This is a genomic window from Pinisolibacter sp. (genome assembly GCF_036782435.1).
Classification (GTDB): domain Bacteria; phylum Pseudomonadota; class Alphaproteobacteria; order Rhizobiales; family Ancalomicrobiaceae; genus CALBKH01.
In genome coordinates this window covers 1-19,606 of the sequence record NZ_DAIPZB010000047.1, presented here as the reverse complement: position 1 = coordinate 19,606, position 19,606 = coordinate 1, and the positions used below count along the sequence as shown (strand labels likewise).

Annotated in this window: 19 protein-coding genes; 4 read left to right on the top strand and 15 right to left on the bottom strand. The window is 68.6% G+C overall.

Annotated elements, in window-relative coordinates; all coding sequences use genetic code 11:
* Positions 1 to 595 precede the first annotated feature (595 nt).
* Complete coding sequence (locus tag V7Q42_RS17470; protein WP_333825391.1) at positions 596 to 2,275, top strand: methyl-accepting chemotaxis protein; 1,680 nt, start codon at positions 596 to 598, stop codon at positions 2,273 to 2,275.
* 114 nt (positions 2,276 to 2,389) lie between these two features.
* On the opposite strand, the gene V7Q42_RS17465 is transcribed toward V7Q42_RS17470, so the two are convergent.
* The 3 genes from V7Q42_RS17465 to V7Q42_RS17455 all read right to left on the bottom strand — a co-directional run bounded on the left by V7Q42_RS17465 (position 2,390) and on the right by V7Q42_RS17455 (position 4,964).
* Positions 2,390 to 3,304, bottom strand: a complete 915-nt coding sequence (locus V7Q42_RS17465) for an SMP-30/gluconolactonase/LRE family protein (RefSeq protein ID WP_333825390.1) — start codon at positions 3,302 to 3,304, stop codon at positions 2,390 to 2,392.
* Between the two features lie 486 nt (positions 3,305 to 3,790).
* Complete coding sequence (locus V7Q42_RS17460; protein ID WP_333825389.1) at positions 3,791 to 3,955, bottom strand: DUF1127 domain-containing protein; 165 nt, start codon at positions 3,953 to 3,955, stop codon at positions 3,791 to 3,793.
* Positions 3,956 to 4,304: 349 nt separating this feature from the next.
* Entirely contained in the window at positions 4,305 to 4,964 is a 660-nt protein-coding gene (locus tag V7Q42_RS17455) for a transglutaminase-like cysteine peptidase (protein ID WP_333825388.1), read from the bottom strand.
* A gap of 307 nt (positions 4,965 to 5,271) precedes the next feature.
* On the opposite strand from V7Q42_RS17455, the gene V7Q42_RS17450 reads away from it, so the two are divergent.
* Positions 5,272 to 6,144, top strand: coding sequence for an undecaprenyl-diphosphate phosphatase (locus tag V7Q42_RS17450; protein ID WP_333825387.1), 873 nt, complete (start codon positions 5,272 to 5,274; stop codon positions 6,142 to 6,144).
* Positions 6,145 to 6,341: 197 nt separating this feature from the next.
* Here the strand turns inward: V7Q42_RS17450 and def are convergent, their stop codons facing one another.
* The gene (gene def / locus V7Q42_RS17445; RefSeq protein WP_333825386.1) at positions 6,342 to 6,884 is read right to left on the bottom strand and encodes a peptide deformylase; all 543 of its coding nucleotides are present in this window, start codon (positions 6,882 to 6,884) and stop codon (positions 6,342 to 6,344) included.
* A 103-nt stretch (positions 6,885 to 6,987) separates the two neighbouring features.
* Here def and V7Q42_RS17440 point away from each other — a divergent pair, with 103 nt between their 5' ends.
* Both V7Q42_RS17440 and V7Q42_RS17435 read left to right on the top strand, forming a co-directional pair.
* On the top strand, positions 6,988 to 8,190 hold the full coding sequence (locus V7Q42_RS17440) for a DNA recombination protein RmuC (protein ID WP_442958224.1): 1,203 nt from the start codon (positions 6,988 to 6,990) through the stop codon (positions 8,188 to 8,190).
* A 1-nt stretch (position 8,191) separates the two neighbouring features.
* Positions 8,192 to 9,139 (top strand): 2-hydroxyacid dehydrogenase, encoded by a 948-nt coding sequence (locus V7Q42_RS17435; protein ID WP_333825385.1) that lies wholly within the window; start codon positions 8,192 to 8,194, stop codon positions 9,137 to 9,139.
* Between the two features lie 464 nt (positions 9,140 to 9,603).
* Here V7Q42_RS17435 and V7Q42_RS17430 read toward each other — a convergent pair whose 3' ends face one another.
* From V7Q42_RS17430 to yidC, 11 genes are all read right to left on the bottom strand, one after another.
* The gene (locus V7Q42_RS17430; protein ID WP_333825384.1) at positions 9,604 to 10,482 is read right to left on the bottom strand and encodes an NlpC/P60 family protein; all 879 of its coding nucleotides are present in this window, start codon (positions 10,480 to 10,482) and stop codon (positions 9,604 to 9,606) included.
* Between the two features lie 20 nt (positions 10,483 to 10,502).
* Positions 10,503 to 11,093: a hypothetical protein gene (locus V7Q42_RS17425; protein ID WP_333825383.1), complete on the bottom strand. Its 591-nt coding sequence runs from the start codon at positions 11,091 to 11,093 to the stop codon at positions 10,503 to 10,505.
* On the bottom strand, positions 11,090 to 12,271 hold the full coding sequence (gene dapE, locus V7Q42_RS17420; protein WP_333825382.1) for a succinyl-diaminopimelate desuccinylase: 1,182 nt from the start codon (positions 12,269 to 12,271) through the stop codon (positions 11,090 to 11,092). The genes V7Q42_RS17425 and dapE overlap by 4 nt, the downstream gene beginning before the upstream one ends.
* A gap of 9 nt (positions 12,272 to 12,280) precedes the next feature.
* On the bottom strand, positions 12,281 to 12,943 hold the full coding sequence (locus V7Q42_RS17415) for an FMN-binding negative transcriptional regulator (protein ID WP_333825381.1): 663 nt from the start codon (positions 12,941 to 12,943) through the stop codon (positions 12,281 to 12,283).
* 55 nt (positions 12,944 to 12,998) lie between these two features.
* Positions 12,999 to 13,442 (bottom strand): DUF805 domain-containing protein, encoded by a 444-nt coding sequence (locus V7Q42_RS17410; RefSeq protein ID WP_333825380.1) that lies wholly within the window; start codon positions 13,440 to 13,442, stop codon positions 12,999 to 13,001.
* Between the two features lie 146 nt (positions 13,443 to 13,588).
* A complete protein-coding gene (locus V7Q42_RS17405) occupies positions 13,589 to 14,320 on the bottom strand; it encodes a DUF805 domain-containing protein (protein ID WP_333825379.1) in 732 nt (243 codons plus the stop codon).
* Positions 14,321 to 14,431: 111 nt separating this feature from the next.
* The gene (dapD, locus tag V7Q42_RS17400; protein ID WP_333825404.1) at positions 14,432 to 15,283 is read right to left on the bottom strand and encodes a 2,3,4,5-tetrahydropyridine-2,6-dicarboxylate N-succinyltransferase; all 852 of its coding nucleotides are present in this window, start codon (positions 15,281 to 15,283) and stop codon (positions 14,432 to 14,434) included.
* Between the two features lie 173 nt (positions 15,284 to 15,456).
* Positions 15,457 to 16,191, bottom strand: coding sequence for a pyrimidine 5'-nucleotidase (locus V7Q42_RS17395; RefSeq protein ID WP_333825378.1), 735 nt, complete (start codon positions 16,189 to 16,191; stop codon positions 15,457 to 15,459).
* Positions 16,192 to 16,255: 64 nt separating this feature from the next.
* Entirely contained in the window at positions 16,256 to 17,158 is a 903-nt protein-coding gene (gene argB, locus V7Q42_RS17390; RefSeq protein WP_333825377.1) for an acetylglutamate kinase, read from the bottom strand.
* A gap of 32 nt (positions 17,159 to 17,190) precedes the next feature.
* Positions 17,191 to 17,916 carry a GTP-binding protein gene (locus V7Q42_RS17385; RefSeq protein ID WP_333825376.1) on the bottom strand — a complete coding sequence of 242 codons (726 nt, stop codon included), beginning with the start codon at positions 17,914 to 17,916 and terminating at the stop codon, positions 17,191 to 17,193.
* Positions 17,917 to 17,923: 7 nt separating this feature from the next.
* On the bottom strand, positions 17,924 to 19,606 hold a 1,683-nt coding region (gene yidC, locus V7Q42_RS17380; RefSeq protein WP_333825375.1), incomplete at its 5' end, for a membrane protein insertase YidC.

The window sequence follows — 19,606 nt, the reverse complement described above, 5'->3', positions numbered from 1 at the left end:
GGGTCTCGGCTTCCGGTCGCGGGATCGCCGATCGGACCGGTCACGCCGGCCGCGAGATCCCGCCGAGGCGGGGGATCGGCGGCCCCGGCCGCGAACGTCGACGAGGGCGGGTCGCCACCGAGAGTGCGACAACCCCGCCTCGACGCACATCACATCGGTCCGACTGGAAAAATACTTTCCGATAGCATTCATTTCCGAATTGCAACTACTGATGCATGCGCTTTTGTGCGTATGACTTCACCACCCTCACCTTAGGTAACAGATGGCCCATTCCGCGACGGCACGACTGCCGGGAATGGAGAAACCCACATTCTACATTCCTGAACAGCCACCCAACTTTCTCGATTGCTGTTATTTCAGGCCTTTCGAATTTCGGAACGACCGAAGCAGGATGACGGAAACGTGTCGACGAAGAATTTTTCGGATTTTATTCGAATCGAGATCTTCTCATTCGCCGATGATTAACGATTGCCACCGAATGATGGCGAATGGAACGGGGGTTACCAGTGCCGTCATCCGCACGCCCGGCGTTCTCAGGTCAGGTAATCGGGCCATCGGGAGCGGATCGCACCGATGGCCACCAGGGGGCACGGACATGCCACAACGCCTTCGCGGGATCTCCGCACGGCTCTTTCTCGTCGCCGCCGTCGCGGTCGTCGGCCTTCTCGCCGTCGGCGCCATCGGCTTGTGGTCGATGTACGCCAGCCTGGAGCAGAACAAGACCGGAGAGTTGCGCCGGCTGGTCCAGATGGCGGTCAGTGTGGCGGAATCGACCAACGACCGCGTCGTCAAGGGCGAGATCTCGAAAGAAGAGGCGCAGCGCCTCGCCGTCGAACAGATCTCCCGGATGCGATACGACGGCGACAACTACGTCTTCGCGGAAGACAAGAGCGGTCTGATCGTCGCGCATCCCAATCCGCAGGTGTTGGGCAAGAATCTCGCCGACACCAAGGACGCCAACGGCTTCTATCTGTTCCGCGAGATGATCAAGGTCGTCGACGCCGCCGGTCAGGGGCAGGTCGGATATCTCTGGCCGAAGCCGGGCGCCACGGAAGCCACGCCCAAGCTCACCTACGTGATCGGCTTCGAACCGTGGGGATGGGTGTTCGGGTCCGGCATGTGGGTCGACGACATCGAGGCACAGTTCCGCGCCTCGGCGATCCGGATGGGGCTCGCCTCGCTCGCCTTCGGTCTCGCCATCGGCGCCTTCGCCTTCCTGATGGTCCGCTCGGTCACCCGCCCGCTCGCCACCGTCCGCGGAGCGATGGCGGCGCTCGGCCATGGCGACCTCGACGTCCACATCGACACCGGGCGCAACGACGAGATCGGCGAAATGGCGCGGGCCGTGGCGATGTTCCGCCGTCAGGAGATCGAGCGGCGCGAACTGGCCGGGGCCTCCGATCGCGAGAACGCCGCCAAGCACGCGCGCGAACAGAAGATCGAAGCGTTGATCGCCGGCTTCCGCGATCGCGTTGGCGGCCTGATCGGTTCGGTCGGCGAGGACATGCGACAGATGAACGGCACGGCGCAGACGCTCACGACGGTGGCCACGGAGACGGCCGGCCGCGCCGGCGACGCGGCCGAAGCGTCTCGCGAAGCCTCCGCCAACGTCGAGAGCGTGGCGACCGCGGGCGAGGAACTGATGGCCTCGGTCAACGAGATCGGCCGTCAGGTGACACGCACCACCGAGGTGGTGGAGCGTGCCGCCCAGGTGTCGCGCACCACCAACCACACCGTCGGCGAGCTCGCCGAAGCGGCCGGCCGGATCGGTGCCGTCGTCGGTCTGATCCGCGACATCGCCGAACAGACCAACCTGCTCGCCCTCAACGCCACCATCGAGGCGGCGCGCGCCGGCGAGATGGGCAAGGGCTTCGCCGTCGTCGCGGCGGAGGTGAAGTCGCTGGCCAACCAGACCTCCAAGGCGACCGAGGAGATCTCCAGCCAGATCTCGTCGATCCAGGCGACCACCGGGTCGGCCGTCGACGCGATCGCCGACATCGCCCGCATCATGGAAGAGGTGAACGCCTTCACCACGGCCATCGCCGGCGCCGTCGAGGAACAGGGCGCGGCCACCGCCGAGATCGCCCGCAACGTATCGGAAGCGGCGCGCGGCACGCGCACCGCCGCCGACAACATCACCGGCGTCACCGACGCGGCGTCCGAGACCTCGCACGCCTCGAACACCGTGGCGGAAGCGGCCCAACGGGTGGCGCACACCGCGGGCGATCTCGAGAAGGCGATCGACCACTTCCTCTCCGACGTCGCCGCCGCCTGACGGCGTCCGCACCGATCGAGACACGAAAGAAGGGGCCCGCGGCATCCACCGCGGGCCCCTTCTTTCATGTCTCGTCGAGCGGATCGACCCGGTCGGGCTCGATGCCCGCCGGCATCAGCCGCGCGGATCGGGAAAACGCGCCGGTGGCAGGCCGGAGATCTGCGCCGGCAGGGTGATCACCGTGCCGGCCGGAAGGCGGGCGGAAGCCGGTTGCTCGACCCCCGGACGGGCGAGCGAGGTGACGAAGAGGGTGCGCAGACCCTCGCCGCCGAAACACGGCATGGTCGGCCAGGCGACCGGCAGTTCCCAGAACTCGATCAGCCGGCCGTCCGGGGCGAAGCGATTGAGACGGCCGGCGGTGACGCCGGCGCTCCAGTAGAAGCCGGCGGCGTCGCAGGTGCAGCCGTCGGGGCGGCCCATGGCGTCGTCGAGCGTGGCGAAGCGCGTGCGATTCGACATCTCGCCGGTCGCCGGATCGAAGTCGAAGCGGTCGATCCACGGCCCGCGGCTGTCGGCGAGCCACATGGTGGTGCCGTCCGGCGACCAGGCGAGGCCGTTGGCGACCGTCAGCCCGTCGAGCTTCTTCTCGACCCGCCCGTCGGGCGTGACGCGGAAGAGCGCGCCGATCGGCTGGCGCTCCTCGGGCGGACGCTCGTCCATCGAGCCGACCCAGAAGGCGCCGTCGGGACCGACCTTGCCGTCGTTGAGACGGGTGGTGTGGAGGCCGACGTCGATCTCGGCGAGGGTCTCCCAGGCGCCGGTGTCGGGATCGAGGAAGACAACAGAACGGGTCAGGGCGACCACCAGACGCCCCGCCGTGGTCAGACCGAGAGCGGTCGGACGGTCGGGCGGCGGCGCGTACCACATGCGGTGCGACGAGCCTTCGGCGGTCAGGTGATGGATCTCGCCGGCGGCGATGTCGACGAAGAACAGGCGTTCGCGCCGGTCGTCCCAGATCGGGCTCTCGCCGAGGCGGAAGCTCTGCTCGATGAGGGGACGCGGGTCGGGGACGATGCGAATGACGTTCACGATGGACAGGCTCCCTGTTCGCATACGCCGACGAAGGCCGGATCCCCACCTATCGTCGCGATGGTGACGGGCTCGAGACGGTCCGCGGCGGTTCACGCTCGATGGCAGAGTCGCCCGCGACACGGCCGCCGTCCAGCCCAAATGGGTCACACAGTCGACCGAAGCAGCGGCAGACAGCGGCAAATGCGGTCATCTCACCCGCGCAGGACGCGCAGCTGCCATGAGGGCCATGCATCGGTGGCACCGCGACGGGGTGATGTCGACGCCGTTTCTCGAGACTTCGTCAACCAAGTCGAGGGTCGGCGGAGCGCACGGCGGCTCCGAGAGACCGCTCGCGAGACGGGCGAGCCATCGCGAACGGTCGAGTCGACGAGGTTCGCGCCCGGTCCCGGTGGCACGCGACGGGCGAGGGGCACGATCGAAGGCCCGGAAAAGCGAAAGGGCGGCTCACGCCGCCCTTTTCGGTCGTCGTCGACGGATCGACGATCAGTGCACGCCACCGCGCGCGGCTTCCTCGATGCGGCTGCGCACGAGGCCGATGTCGCAGAGCTGACGGTCGTCGAGGGCCGACAGTTCGCGCACGGCGCGACGATAGCTACGGTAACGCTCCACGGAGGAACGAACATGGTTGGCGAACGAATAGATCGACATGACCTTCACCCCGGAGACCTGCGGTCCCCCCTTGTTCCGCACGTCGTCGTCGGAACCCCGACGGCTGCACCGTGCCTTTCGATGCCTCTCAGATAGACAGGAGACTGCCTATTTTGAAGGCGGTCTGGACAGCCTCTGCCATGCATATTTCGCATGACTTCGACGGAACTGGTTAACCCTTCATGAACGGCTCCGGGAGGTCGGAAACTTTCCGTTTTCCCCCGCGTCGCAGTCGTTTTTCGAAAGTCGCGCGACGCTGCTCGGATCGTGGCGAAAACCGGGCGAGGATTCGGCAGCCATGCGGCACGCGCGGATCGACCCTGGTCTCGGCCTTTCGCCGCGGGGCGGCTCAGTGAGCCGCCACCATAGCCGGAGCCGCGACGCCGTCGTCGAGAGCGACCCAACGGTTGGGGTCCTCCTGCGACTGGCGCTTGACGAAGCGATAGCCGGTTCCGACCCAGGAGCGAACGTCGTCACGCATGTTGTCGAGGACGAAGTCGCCGTGGTCGGTCCTGACGGTGAGCACCGCATGGCCGTCGCCGTTGTTGTCGATGACCACGGTGACGAGCAGCGCCTGACGCGGGAAGCCGCGCTCGACGAGGATCTTGCGCTTCAGGAGCACGTAATCCTCGCAATCGCCCTTGCCGTCGGTCGGATAGTCCCAACGGTCGGGAACGCCCCAGTGATCCTGATCGGTGACCGGCTCGATGGCGGCGTTGATCGAACGGTTGACCTCGACCAGCACCCCCCAGGTGCGGGAGTCGAGGCGGACGTCCTGCGCGCGGGCCCGTTCGGCGCGGCATTCGGCCGGCATGCGGCGACAGAAGTCGACCCAACCCCACACCGGACGGGCATCACCGACCGGCAGTGCGTTGGTGGTCGCAGGAAGCCGCGACGCGATCACGCCGGCCTTCGGCTTCGGTAGCTGTTGAACCTGCGCGTGAGCTACCGTGCCGATCAGCATCGACGCTGCAAAAATCGCGCATCCCCAGATGTTCTTCGTCATCATATCGAAGTTACCCCACATCCCAGTGATGGTAACTTCGCACACTCGAATTATATCGACGTCAAATAATGGGTCTGAGTTTCTTTGATCGAATCAATACTCTATTTATACTCATTATCTGAAGATTTGCTCGATCCCTCGAATTTTACCGGAGGCCAGAAAGACTCTGGAAACCATGCGCGGAGCAGAATGGCGGAATTCCGCGCCTTCGTCGGCCCGTCGCGGTCGGGGGACATGCCACGACGAGGCCTCGAGGGTGTCGGAGCCTGCGAAAACAGCCGAAAATTTTTTCGCGATCGGATCCAACGTCATGGCGACCGCCTGCACCAACGGCATCGACACCGGTTTCGTCGACCTGGGGACCACCAAGGTGGCGATTCTCGGGGTGGTCCAGGGGATCACCGAACTTCTGCCGATCTCCTCCACCGCGCACATGCGCATCGTGCCGACCTTTCTCGGCTGGCCCGATCCCGGCTCGGCCTTCTCGGCGGCGATGCAGCTCGCGGCGCTCTTCGCGGTGATCACCTATTTCTGGCGCGACCTGTGGCGGGTCGGCCGCGGCGCCTACGCCTCGACCCAGACCGGCGACTACCGGACCTTCGAGTTCCGGATGGCGGTGGGCATCGTCATCGCCACCATCCCGATCGTGATCGGCGGTCTCCTCTTGAAGAAGACGCTCAACGCCTGCGGCTCGCCGTTGCGCGAGTTGTGGGTGATCGGCGCGGCGAGCCTCGGCATGGCGGTGCTGCTGGCGCTGGCCGAACTCGTCTGCAAGCACAAGCGCTCGTTCGAGGACATCCGCCTGCGCGACGCCGTGGTCGTCGGGCTCGCTCAGGTCGGGGCGCTGATCCCCGGCGTGTCGCGCTCCGGCTCGACGCTGACGGCAGCGCTGTTCATGAACCTCAAGCGCGAGGACGCGGCGCGTTTCTCCTTCCTGCTCGGCCTGCCGGCGATCACCGGGGCGGGCGTCAAAGAGCTGCTCGAGCTGCGCAAGGCCGGGCTCGACGCGCACGGCTGGGAGGTGCTGGGGGTGGGGCTGGCCACCGCCTCGCTTTCCGCCTTCGTCGCCATCTGGACGCTGATGAAGGTGATGGAGCGCTTCTCCGCTTGGCCCTTCGTCGTCTATCGCGGCCTGATGGGGGCGTTCCTGCTGCTCGTCGTGTGGCTCGACGTGCTGGCGTGACGCGGAGCGCCGCGAAGCGGGCGCGCGATGGTTCGAGACGGGCCTGCGGCCCTCACCATGAGGCGTTCGTGTTCATTCGAGTATTCGGGAGCGCCTCATGGTGAGGAGGGCCGCAGGCCCGTCTCGAACCATCGCGCACCCACCCGCCCGCTGTCGTGTCGGCGTGGACGAGCGTCGTGAACCGCGCCGGCCTCGCCTCAGCCTATGCCGAAACGGCCGGCGGTGGCGCGGCCGGCGAGCTTGGCCTGCTTCAGGAAGCGCTTGGCGATGCGCTCGCGCTTCAGACGCGACAGGTGGTCGATGAAGACGACGCCGTCGAGATGGTCGATCTCGTGCTGAACGCAGGTGGCGAGGAGGCCGTCGGCCTCGATCTCCTGCGCTTTGCCGTCGCGATCGAGGAACTTCACCCGGCAGCGGGCGGGGCGCTCGACGTCGTCGTAGTGCTCGGGCACCGACAGGCAGCCCTCCTGATAGGTGTTCGTCTCCTCCGAGACCCAGGTGATCTCGGGATTGACGAGGCATATCGGCGCCTTCTCCTCGCCCTCGCGCGACACGTCGATGGTGACGATGCGCTTGGGCACACCGACCTGGATCGCCGCCAGCCCGATGCCGGGGGCGGCGTACATGGTCTCCAGCATGTCGTCGAGCAGACGACGGATCGATGCGTCGACCGTCGTGACCGGCTCGGAGACGAGCTTCAGGCGGGGATCGGGAAGGGTGATGATGTCGAGCTTGGCCATGAGCCGTCAGATAGGAGAGCGATGGGCGTCGGTCAATCGAAACCGCGCGGGGAACATGAGAACAAAACAGGATCTCTTAACGGATTCGAGCTAGCTTCCTCCCATGCAGGACGCGCTACGCCGATTCGTCGCCGACATGGCCTCGCTTCAGTCGACGGTGACCACCGTCGCCGGGGCGATCGCTCTCGCCTTCCTTCTGCTCCTCCTCCTCGCCGCGCTGGCGGCGGCGCGGGGCCGGGCGCGGCGCGAGGCGCTGGCGGAGGAGCGGGCGCGCGAGCTCGACGAGCGCCTCGCCGAGGTGGCCCGCCTCCAGGCGGAGACGACCGGGCGGATGCAGACCATGGCCGAGATCTTCGGCTCGCGGCAGTCGGATCTGGTGCGCGGCCTCTCCGAGCGGCTCGACGGCCTCTCCCATCGCCTCGGCGACACGCTCGCCACCCAGGGGCGGGCGACGCACGACAATCTGTCGAAGCTCGCCGAACGGCTCGCCGTCATCGACCGGGCGCAACGCGGCATGGCCGAGCTCTCCGGCGAGGTGGTGCAGCTGCGCTCGATCCTGGCGAACAAGCAGGCGCGCGGCGCCTTCGGTCAGGGGCGGATGGAGGCGATCGTCGCCGATGCGCTGCCGGCCGACGCCTACGCCTTTCAGGCGACACTGTCGACCGGGGTCCGGCCCGACTGCCTGATCCGCATGGGGACGGGGGCGCCCGATCTCGCGGTCGACGCCAAGTTCCCGCTCGAATCCTGGAGCGCCTTCCACGACGCGGTCGACGACGAGCTGCGCGACCGGGCGGCGCAGGGCTTCCGGCGCGACGTGCTGCGCCACGTCGGCGACATCGCCGACAAGTATCTCGTCCCCGGCGAGACGCAGGACATCGCCTTCCTGTTCGTGCCGTCGGAATCGATCTTCGCCGACCTGCACGAGCATTTCGACGACGTGGTGCAGCGGGCGCATCGATCGCGGGTGGTGATCGTCTCGCCGTCGCTGCTCACCCTCGCCATCCAGGTGGTGCGCTCGATCACCCGGGATCAGCGCATGCGCGAGCAGGCGCACGTCATCCAGGCGGAGGTCGCCCATCTCCTCGACGATGTGGCGCGGCTCTCCGAACGGGTGGCGAAGTTGCAGACGCATTTCGGCCAAGCGGCGCGGGATCTGGACCAGATCGCCGTCTCGGCCGACAAGGTGGAACGACGGGCGGGGCGGATCGAGAGCCTCGATCTCGGGGCCGCCCCCTTGCCCGCCTCGACACGGGGACCGGCCGAACCGGTCCTGCCCTTCGGATCCGATCGCCTCGCGGGGGAATGACATGTCGCTGCTCGTCGCCATCCGGGGCTGGACGCCGGACGAATGGGTCGAACGGTTTCGCCGCCTCATGCCGGGGCGGCTGGTGTTCGACGCGCGCCACCCCTTCGATCCGGGCGCGGTGACCCATGCGGCGGTGTGGAAGCCGGAGCCGGGCCTGCTCGCCGGCCTGCCCAATCTGCGCGCCGTGTTCAATCTCGGCGCCGGCGTCGACGCGCTCCTCGCCGACCCGACACTGCCGCGGGTGCCGATCGCCCGCATCGTCGACCCGGATCTCACCGCCCGGATGACCGAGTGGGTGGTGATGAACGTGCTGATGTACCATCGTCAGGTCCACGCCCACGCCGAGAACCAGCGACGCGCGGTGTGGGGCACCCTGCCCCAACCGGCGGCGAAGGACGTGTCGATCGGCATCATGGGGCTCGGCGTGCTCGGCCGCGCCGCGGCGGAGGCGCTGATGGCGCTCGGCTTCCATGTCCGCGGCTGGAGCCGAAGCCCACACGAGATCGACGGGGTCGAGTGTTTCGCCGGTGCTTTCGGCCTCGGGCCGTTCCTCGGCCGCACCGATATCCTGGTGGTGCTGCTGCCGCTGACCCCCGACACACGGGGCATCCTGAACAAGGCCCTCCTCGACCGGATGCGGCGCAAGAACCACATGGGCGGGCCGGTGCTGATCAACGGCGGCCGCGGCGGGCTGCAGGTCGAGGCCGACATCGTCGCTGCGCTCGACTACGGCACGCTGGCGGCGGCGTCGCTCGACGTCTTCGAGACCGAGCCGCTGCCGGCGGTCTCGCCCCTGTGGGCGCACCCGAAGGTGATCGTCACGCCGCACTGCGCCGCCGATTCCGATCCCGATGCGCTGGCGAGGGTGATCACCGAGGCGATCAAACGGGAAGAATCCGGCGGCGGCATCGCCTCGGAGACGCTGGTCGATCGGCGGACGGGGTATTGACGGAGCGCGCCGCGCCGACCGGTTTCCGACGACCGCCACCTTGTTCGCCTTCACCCCGAGGTGCCCGGCGGAGGCGGGCCTCGAAGGGCGAAGGCTTCGACGGAACGTGCCATTCGGCCCTTCGCCCTTCGAGGCTCGCTTCGCTCGCACCTCGGGGTGGAGACTTTTGCGCGAGCCGATCGATCGGGTCCGCCGATTCGAAATCGCCTCCGACACCGCCCGGACCCTAGGCCGTCATCCCCGGCCGGAGAGAAGCGGAGGGGAAGGGGATCCGATGGCTTTTCAACAAGTCGAGAGGCCGATGGATCCCCTTCCCTCGCGCGTCGCGCTCGCCGGGGACGACGGCAGAGGTCGAGGCGAAGTCGGTGGCGGATCATCGCCACGGCGACCCGCGCAGAGATCTCCAGGATGAAGGGCCTCCACACCGATGCGTATGGTTCCAGAATTCGCGAGGACGACGTCGTTCAGCCGCGCCCCGGCAGCTCGATCCGCTTGACCGACCGCAGCGGCGTGCCGCTCGCCTCGATCCGCGCCAGCCCCTCCGCGATCCCCTCGATGCCGACGGCCATCATGAAGGCGTTGGCGTGGAGGAAGGTCGTCGCGTCGCGCACCAGGGCGACGTGGCCGGGCCAGAACATGAGGTCGCCGCGCTTCCACGCCCGCGGGTCGAGATCGACGGCCTCGCCGGCCGCCATCTCCTGCATGTCGGCATCGCGGGGCAACAGGACGCCGCAGGCTTCGTAGGCGGTCTGCGCCAGCCCGGAGCAATCGAGGCCGAGGGAGGAGCGCCCACCCCAGAGGTAGGGCGTGCCGAGGAAGCGTTCGGCCACCGCCACCGGGTCGGTCTCGAGCGTGTCGACCGGCACGAGATGGTTCGCGACGATCGCCCGGCCGTCCGCCGTCACGGCGAAGCGGCGGCCGTTCGCGTCGGTCTCGCGCACCACGGCGACGCGCGTCCCGAGGCTCACCCAATCGAGCGGCGGCAGTTTGATCGAGGGGCCGGGGTAGAGGAAGGTCCTCAGCGCCGCCACCTTGTGGGTGGGGCCCGCCCCCTCGCCCTTCAGGTAGGCGTGGACGGGGAGGTAGCCGACGTAGCCGTCGCGGGCGAGCTGCACCCAGGCCCAGCCCTCGTCGTCCTCGTCGTAGACGGTGAGGCGTTCGCCGGCGAGAGCCTCGGTGTCGAGGGCGGCATCGGCCCGCGGGCCGCGGCGCAGCGGCGCGACGCCGTCGATCACCCGCGCCACCTCTCCGTCGACGAAGCGGTCGGCGGTGACACGGCCTTCGAGGGCGCGGGCGGCGAGGTCGGGACGGGCGGGCGTCAGGCGAGGATCGAGATCGACCACGGGAGCCCTCCGGGCGGGTTTCACAGGCCGATGATCAGATCGGCGAGACGGTAGACCACCAGGGTCAACAGGAAGTCGAGGGCGACGAGACCGGCGGCGAGGCCCATCGGCGCGCCGCAGGCGATCCGCGTCACCAGCCACGCATAGTAGAGGCCGAAGGCGAGCGCGGCGAGATTGAGCGGGCCGAGCACCTCGAGCGGTATGAAGCCGAACACGAAGAGCCCGGTGAAGACGAAACTCGGCACCGCGGCGACGAGCGTCGTCCAGTTGCGCGCCACCATGTAGGGCACGTAGCCGCGGGAGACGCCGAGCGGCTTGGCCAGCACCGCCAGGACCACGGGGAAGGTGATCCAGGCGACGACATAGGCGAGGAGACCGACGATCCAGTAGAACGGCCCCTCGAACACCCGTGGATCGAGATGGACGGCGTCGGGCAGGCCGCGTTGCGCCGCCAGTTCGACGAGCGGCATCGGCAGAACGAGGAGGATCACCCGGAAGGAGCGCCAGAAGCCGTCGATCGAGGTGTCGAAGAAGGCCATGCCGCGTTCGTCGCCGAGGAGGAGGCGCCAGGAGCCCTTCAAGGCGCGGGCGATCTCGGCGCGCTCGATCATTCCCGTTCCACCGCGAACCAACGGACGAGGAAGGCCTCGTAGACCTGGGTGAGCGTCTCGAGATCGGCGACGGCGACGCGTTCGTCGACCTGGTGCATGGTCCGGCCGACCAGACCGAATTCGACCACCGGGCAGTAGTCCTTGATGAAACGAGCGTCCGAGGTGCCGCCGGAGGTCGACAGACCCGGGCGGCGGCCGACGATCTCCTCGATGGCCTCGGAGAGGGTGCCGATCAGGGCATCGTCGCGGGTGAGGAAGCTGTCGGAGGACGGGCTCTCCAGGTCGAGCCGCCACTCGACGTCGTTGCCGGCGGCCTCGCGCAGGCGGCGGCTCAGCTCGGCCTCGAGGGTGTCGCGCGACCAGATGTCGTTGAAGCGGATGTTGAAGCGGGCGCGGGCCTCGGCGGGCACGACGTTCCAAGAGGGATTGCCGACGTCGAGGGAGACGAGCTCGAGGTTCGACGGCTGGAAGCGGTCGTTGCCGCCATCGAGCGGCGCGGCGATCAACGCGTTCGCCAGCCGCATCACCTTGGGGATCGGATTGTCGGCGAGGTGGGGATAGGCGACGTGACCCTGGCGGCCGGTGACCGTCACCGTGCCGGAGAGCGAGCCGCGGCGGCCGACCTTGATGGCGTCGCCGATCACCTCCGGGTTGGTCGGCTCGCCGACCACCGCGGCGTCGAACTTCTCGCCGCGTTCGTCGGCCCACTTCAGCAGCTTCACCGTGCCGTTGATCGAGGGACCCTCCTCGTCGCCGGTGATGAGCAGCGACACCGAGCCGGGCAGCGGGCGGTCGTCACGGGCGAGGCGGCCGAGAGCGGCGAGGAAGGCGGCGATGCCGCCCTTCATGTCGACGGCGCCGCGGCCGTAGAGGATGCCCTCCGCGATCACCCCGGCGAAGGGGTCGTGGGTCCAGCGCGCGGCGTCGCCCGGCGGCACCACGTCGGTGTGGCCGGCGAAGGTCAGATGCGGACCCTCGGCGCCGCGGCGGGCGTAGAGATTGTCGATGTCGGGGGTGCCGGGCTCGGTGAAGACCGGGCGGTGGACCTCGAAGCCGAGTTCGGCGGCGATGGCGCCGACGAGATCGAGCGCCCCGCCTTCGGCCGGCGTCACCGACGGACAGGTGAGAAGGGCGCGGGCGATGGCGACGGGATCGTCGAGGGCGGGAAGCGTGGTCATCCTCCGCGATTACGGCGCGCGACGGGCGGCGTCAACGGGCATCGACGGGCGGACGCACGCGGCGGCGACGGCGAGGTCGCGCGGGTCTTCGGAGGCGGCGAGGCCGGTGACGACGCCGGCGCGATCCTCGGCCGTGCGGTTCTGCGACAGCTTGCGTTTGCCTTCGAGCCGTTCGATCTCGATCTCGAAGCCGACGATACCGCGCAGCTGGGCGCGGACGAAGTCCTCCGGCGCGTCGGAGACCTTCCAGCGGTCGGTGCGGCCGGCCTCGTGGCGATCGGTGAGCGCGGTGACCAGGGCGAGGAGGCGGCCGGCGTCGTCGAAGAGCCGGATGCGGCCGTGGGCGTGGACGGCGACGTAGTTCCAGGTCGGAACGACCCGTCCGGTGTCGCGCTTGGTCGGATAGAAGGACGGCGAGACATAGGCCTCGGGGCCGAGCACGGCGACGAGCACCGGGCGACCGTCGGCGGCGGGAGCGGCTTGGCGGTTGGCGCGGGCGAGATGACCCGACAGCGTGCCGTGCCGCCCTCGGCCGGGGTCGAAGAGGACGGGGACGTGATCTGCGACGGGCGCGCCGTCGACGACGGCGATCAGGGTGGCGAGGCGGGTCTCGGCGAGGATCGCGGCGAGGGCGGCGGGATCGTCTTCGGCGAACGCGGGTGGGCGATACATCGGCGGGCTCCGGACGGAGGTCGGGGGCCGATCTCGCACCGCGCGGTGGCGATCGTCAACGACCTCCCCCGGGCGCATCGTCGCCGGCGAAGGGGTCATCCGTGCCGGGCAGCAGGCCGAGTTCGCCGACCATCCAGGCGAGGGAGGCGATCATCGCCAGTTCGGCCGGCCAGTAGCGGCCGACGAAATGGGCGGCGACCGCCGCCGGCGCCAGGAACAGGAAGAGCCGCCAGCCGGAGAGCCGGCGATCGGCGAGGCGGCGGACCGAGGCGGCGAGGAAGATCCAGGCCATCCCGATCCACCACAGCGCCACCAGTCCCCAGACGAAGAGCAACGCGGCCGGCGAGCGGCCGATCAGGCGCGCGGCTGCGACGAGGCTCTCCTCGGAGACGAAGACGTGATGGAGGGCGTACATGATCGCGACGAGGCCGGCGGCGAGCCACCACGACGGTCGCCCGGCGCGGCCACGGAAGGAGAAGACGGCGCGGAGCCAATCCATGAGGGTCGAGGTCTCACCGGGTGATCGTCGCGAGGGGCGGCCGTGCGGGCCGCTCGGACCATCGCGCGACGGCGGCGACGCCGTCGAGATGGGAAATCCACGAAGACCCCGGCGAACGGCGCGGCGACGTCTCGCGCAGGCGCCGATCAGCGGCGCCAGGGGTCGTAGCGCGGCCGCCGTGGCCGACCCGGCGGCGGCGTATCGGGATCCGAATCCGGCGACGCCTCGTCGGTCCCGGAGGGCGGCGGCCTGCCACCGGGCAAGGGCATGCGATGACCGCGGGACGGCTCGGTCGGTTCCTCGACGCCGGACACGTCCGGCGGCGCGGTCGGACGGAGCGGCGGCATCGGGCGGAGCGGCGGCGTCGGCCGAACCGGCGGCTCGGGACGGCGCGGATCCGGCCCTTCCGTCGGCCCCCGAATCGCCCCGCCCCCCAGCGGATCGGGGCCGAAGCGGTTGTCGCCGGGGGTTCCGCGGAGGAAGCCGAGTTCGATCAGGGCCCAGATCGAAATGGCGGTGCCGGCCACCGAGAGCGCCATCGCTCCGAGTCCCGTGCCGCCGCCGCGCGCATAGGCCCGGCTCATCCCTTCCAGCATCGACGGCGCAGAAAGGAAGACGAGGACCCACCAGCCCGACCTGTCACGGTCGTGCAGGCGCTTCACGGTGGTGGCGAGCGCGATCCACAGCACCGCCACGACGGCGAGGCCGGCGACGATCGACATCGCGGTCATCAGACCCGGCGAGGGAACGACGGTGGCGAACATCGCGAGGCCGAGACTTCCTCCGAGCACCGCCGCCATGACGGCGACGAACACCACCCAGTAGGCGCGGCGCGGCATCCGGCCGGAAAAGCCGAAGAGATGCGACAACGGAGTCAAGACCGTCCTCCACGGGTCGGAACACGACGCCATGGTCGTGTCCGGCGCGCAGGAAGGCAATCGAAAACAGAACCCCGGCCGGGGCCTCCGAGATCTTCGGCCCAGCGATGCTCAGTCGCGCAGGAGGTCGTTGATCGAGGTCTTGGAGCGGGTCTTCTCGTCGACGCGCTTCATGATGACGGCGCAGTAGGTCGAGGGTCCCGGAGCGCCGTTCGGCAGCGGCTTGCCCGGCAGCGAGCCGGAGACGACCACCGACCAGGGCGGCACGCGGCCCATGTGGACCTCGCCGGTCTCACGGTCGACGATCTTGGTCGAGGCGCCGATGAAGACGCCCATGGAGATCACCGAGCCCTGGCCGACGACGACGCCCTCGACCACCTCGGAGCGGGCGCCGATGAAGCAGTCGTCCTCGATGATCGTCGGGCCGGCCTGCAGCGGCTCCAGCACGCCGCCGATGCCGACGCCGCCGGAGAGATGGACGTTCTTGCCGATCTGGGCGCAGGAGCCGACCGTCGCCCAGGTGTCGACCATGGTGCCGCTATCGACGTAGGCGCCGAGATTGACGAAGGACGGCATCAGCACCACCGACGGCGCGATGAAGGCCGAACGACGGACGACGCAGCCCGGCACGGCGCGGAAGCCGGCCTTCTCGAAATCGAGGGCGCGCCAGCCGTCGAACTTGGAGGGCACCTTGTCCCACCACACGGCATCGCCCGGGCCGCCCTTGATGATGCTCATCGGGTTGAGGCGGAAGGACAGCAACACCGCCTTCTTCAGCCACTGGTTCACCACCCAGTCGTCGCCGTGCTTCTCGGCGACGCGGGCCTTGCCCTTGTCGAGCAGGTCGAGAGCGGTCTCGACGGCGTCGCGCACCGCGCCCTTGGTCGAGGTGTCGATCTCGGCGCGGCGCTCGAAGGCGTCGTCGACGGTCTTGGCGAGATCGGCGAGGGCGGAGGGGGTCATCGGCATGGGGCGGCTCCCGGAAAGGCGGCGGTCGCGCGAACCGCCGTGGGGTCGTCGTGGGTTCGGAACCGGCACCGGCGATGCGGGAGGCCCGAGGGTCGCGGGACATTAGCGAGGGGGGAGCCCGAGTCAATCCGACAGGCGGTCGCTGACGGTGTCGCGCCGCCTTCGCCTCAGCCGTCGATCAGGCCGTGGAGAAAGGCGGCGAGGTCGTCGGTGAGCCAGTCGACGTGGCCGTCTTCGCGGCCCTCGAGTTCCCAGGCCTCGCGCAGCACCTCGCGGGCGCCGTGCGGCACCACCAACACCGTCGCCATGCCGAGCGTGTGGGGCACGGCGAGATTACGCGACAGATCCTCGAACATGGCGGCGCGCGCGGGCACGATCCCGGCCTTGGCGAGGAAGGCGTCGTAGGTCTCGCGATGCGGCTTCGGCAGCAGGTCGGCGGCGACGATGTCGAAGATGTCGGTGAAGTGATGGGTGATGCCGAGGCGGGCGGCGACCTTCTCGGCGTGCTTGCGGGTGCCGTTGGTCATGATGAACTTGCGGCCCGGCAGTCGCTCGATCGCCCGTCCCAGATCCGGGTCGGGCTCGACCACCGAATGGTCGATGTCGTGGACGTATTCGAGGAAATCGTCCGGCGTGATGCCGTGCTCGATCATCAGGCCGCGCAGCGTCGTGCCGTAGCGGCGGTAGTAGTCCTTCTGCAGGCGCTGCGCCTCGTCCGGCGTCGAGCCGAGCAGCTTCTGCACGAAATCGCGGATCTTCACGTCGACCTGGGCGAAGAGGTCGGTGTGGGCGGGATAGAGCGTGTTGTCGAGATCGAAGATCCATTCGTCGACACGGGCGAAGCGATCGCGCCGGGCGGCGAGGGCTTCCGCGGTGTCGAAGGCCGGGCGGGTGTCGATCATCGGGCGGCTCCCTTCCCGGGATTCGTGTGGGTGCCGGTTCGGCGGCGGCCGATCGGCGGCCGCGTCACGGGGTGATCAGCGTGCCGGCGCCGTGCTCGGTGAAGATCTCCAGCAGGACGGCGTGCGGCACCTTGCCGTTGAGGATGACCGCCGCCTCGACGCCGCGGTCGAGCGCCTCGAAGCAGGTCTCGACCTTGGGGATCATGCCGCCGGTGATGACGCCCTCGTCGATCAGGCGCTGCGCCTCGGCGCGGGTGAGTTCCTTGATCAACTGCTTGTTGGCATCGAGCACGCCGGGGACGTCGGTGAGGAAGAGGACGCGGGTCGCCTTCAGCGCGCCGGCGATGGCGCCGGCGAAGGTGTCGGCGTTGACGTTGTAGGTCTCGCCGTCCTCGCCGGGGCAGACGGGGGCGAGAACCGGGATGATCTCCGACTTGGCCAGAACCTCGAGGACCTCGGTGCGGACCTTCTTCGGCTCGCCAACGAAGCCGAGGTCGACCACCCGCTCGATGTTGCTGTCGGGATCGATCACCTTGCGGGTCAGCGGCGTCACGGTGACCATGTTGCCGTCCTTGCCGGTCAGGCCGATGGCGCGGCCGCCGGCCTCCTGGATGGTCTGGACGATCTCCTTGTTGATCGATCCGGCCAGCACCATCTCGACGATCTCGACCGTGGCGCGATCGGTGATGCGCATGCCGGCGGCGAACTCGGACTTGATGCCGAGTTTGGCCAGCATCGAATTGATCTGCGGCCCGCCGCCGTGGACCACCACCGGATTGACGCCGGAGAGCTTCAGCAGGGTGATGTCCTCGGCGAAGGCCTTGCCGAGCGCTTCGTCGCCCATGGCGTGGCCGCCGAACTTCACCACGACCGTCTTGTCGTCGTAGCGCAGCATGTAGGGCAGCGCCTTGGACAGGATCTCGGCTTCCGCGACCATCTCGGCTTCCGGCTTCGGCGTGGTGGGCATCTCGGAACTCCCGTCGGACGGTTCGGGGTGGGTCAGGAGGCGAAGAAGGCGATCTCGGCGCGCAGGCGATCGATGCCCCATCCCTTCTCCGACGAGGTCACCAGGATCTCGGGATGGGCGGCGGGGCGCTTGCGGATGGCGGCGACGGTCTCGGCGACGACACGCGCCACCGGCTGACCGTCGAGGGTCTTGGCGATCTTGTCGGCCTTGGTCAGCACGATCTGATAGCTGACCGCGGCCTTGTCGAGGAGGTCGAGCACGTCGGTGTCGACCTTCTTCAGACCGTGACGCGAATCGATCAGGAGATAGACGCGGCGCAGGTTGGGACGGCCGCGCAGATAGTCGAAGACGAGGCGGGTCCAGGCGTCGACCTGGGACTTCGGCGCCTGGGCGAAACCGTAACCGGGCATGTCGACGAGGGCGAGACCGACGTCGACGGCCTCGCGCGGCGCGCCCGAGGTGAGCCGCTCGGTCTTCTTCGAACGCTCGTTCAGCACCGCCGGCACGAACCAGTTGAGCTGCTGGGTGCGGCCCGGCGTGTCGGAGGTGCGGGCGAGACCGTTCTGGCCGCACACCGCGTTGATCAGGCTCGACTTGCCGACGTTGGAGCGGCCGGCGAAGGCGACCTCGGAACCGGTGACCTCCGGCAGATCGTCGAAGTCGGCGATGCCGCGTTCGAAGCTCCACGGACGCGCGAAGAGGAGGCGGACCTTCTCGTCCACCTCCTCGCGCATCGTCTCGTCGTCGGGACCGCCCATGCCGGCCTCAGTGAGCCGCCGGCGGCGGCGCCTTGGTGAAGGTGGACTTGAGGTTCTCCCACAGCTCCACCTTCACGCCGTTCTTCGCCATGATGTACCACTGCTGGGCGATCGACAGGAAGTTGTTCCAGGTCCAGTAGATCACCAGACCCGCCGGCATGTTCGCCAGCATGAAGGTGAAGATCACCGGCATCCAGTCGAACAGCATCTTCTGCGTCGGATCCGGCGGCGGCGGATTGAGCTTCATCTGGACGAACATGGTCACGCCCATGATCAGCGGCCAGATGCCGATCATCAGCATCGACGGCGGCGTGAACGGGATCAGGCCGAACAGATTGAACATCGAGGTCGGATCGGGCGCCGCGAGATCCTTGATCCAGCCGAAGAACGGCGCCTGACGCATCTCGATGGTGACGAAGATCACCTTGTAGAGCGCGAAGAACACCGGGATCTGGATCAGGATCGGCAGACAGCCGGCCAGCGGATTGATCTTCTCGCGGCGATAGAGCTCCATCATCGCCTGCTGCTGGGCAGCGCGATCGTCCTTGAAGCGCTCCTGCAGCTCCTTCATCTCGGGCTGCACCTTCTTCATCTTGCTCATCGAGTCGTACGACTTGTTGGCGAGCGGGAAGAAGACGGCCTTGACGAGGACGGTGACGATCAGGATGGCGATGCCGAAGTTGCCGACCCACTTGTTGAGGATGTCGATGAGGAAGAACAGCGGCTTGGTCAGCCAGTAGAACCAGCCCCAGTCGATCAGTCGGTCGAAACGCTCGATGCCGAGCTTCTCGGCGTAGCCGTCGACGGCGGCCACTTCCTTGGCGCCGGCGAAGAAATGGGTGGTCGAGGTCACGGCGGCGCCGGCAGCGACCGGCAGCCCGTCGGCCAGCATGAAGGTCTGATAGGTGTCGGGACGACCGGCGGCGGCGGGCACGCCGGCGAAGCGCGGCTGCACCTTGACCGCCTTGTCGGGGACGAGCGCGGCGGCCCAGTACTTGTCGACGAAGCCGATCCAGGCGCCGGCGACCTTGGCGGGCTCGATCTTGCCCTTCTTCTTCAGGTCGTCGTACTTCAGTTCCTGCAGGCCCTCGTCGCCGAAGACGCCGATGGCGCCCTCGTGCAGGACGTAGTAGCCGGCGGTGTGGGGCGTGCCCTCGCGGGTCAGCACCGAATAGGGATAGAGCGTCGTGGCGCGACCGGACGCGTTCGTCACCTTGTCGGTGATCTCGAACATGTAGCGGTCGTCGACCGAGACGGTGCGCTCGAAGGTGTAGCCTTCGCCGTTGTCCCAGGTCAGCGTCACGGGAGCGCCGACGCCGAGGGGCGCGGCGCCCTTCTGCGTCCACCTGGTCTCCGGGCCGGGAACCTTGACCGGAGCGCCGGCGTCCGAGAGCCAGCCGAAATCGGCGAAATAGGCATCCTTTGCGCCGGCCGGCGACAGGAGCTCGATCGCCGGGCTCTTGGGATCGACGGCCTCGCGGTATTTCTTGAAACCGACGTCGTCGATGCGGCCGCCGACGAGGTTGATCGAGCCGAAGAGAACCGGAGTTTCGATCTTGACGCGGGCGGAGGCGGCGAGCGCCTGCTCGCGCGACGCCGGCGCAGCGGCGACGACCGGTCCGCCGACCGGACCGGCCGGGGTCGGCACGGCGCCGGGGCCGGCGGGCGTCGGGGTCGCCGGCGCGGCGGT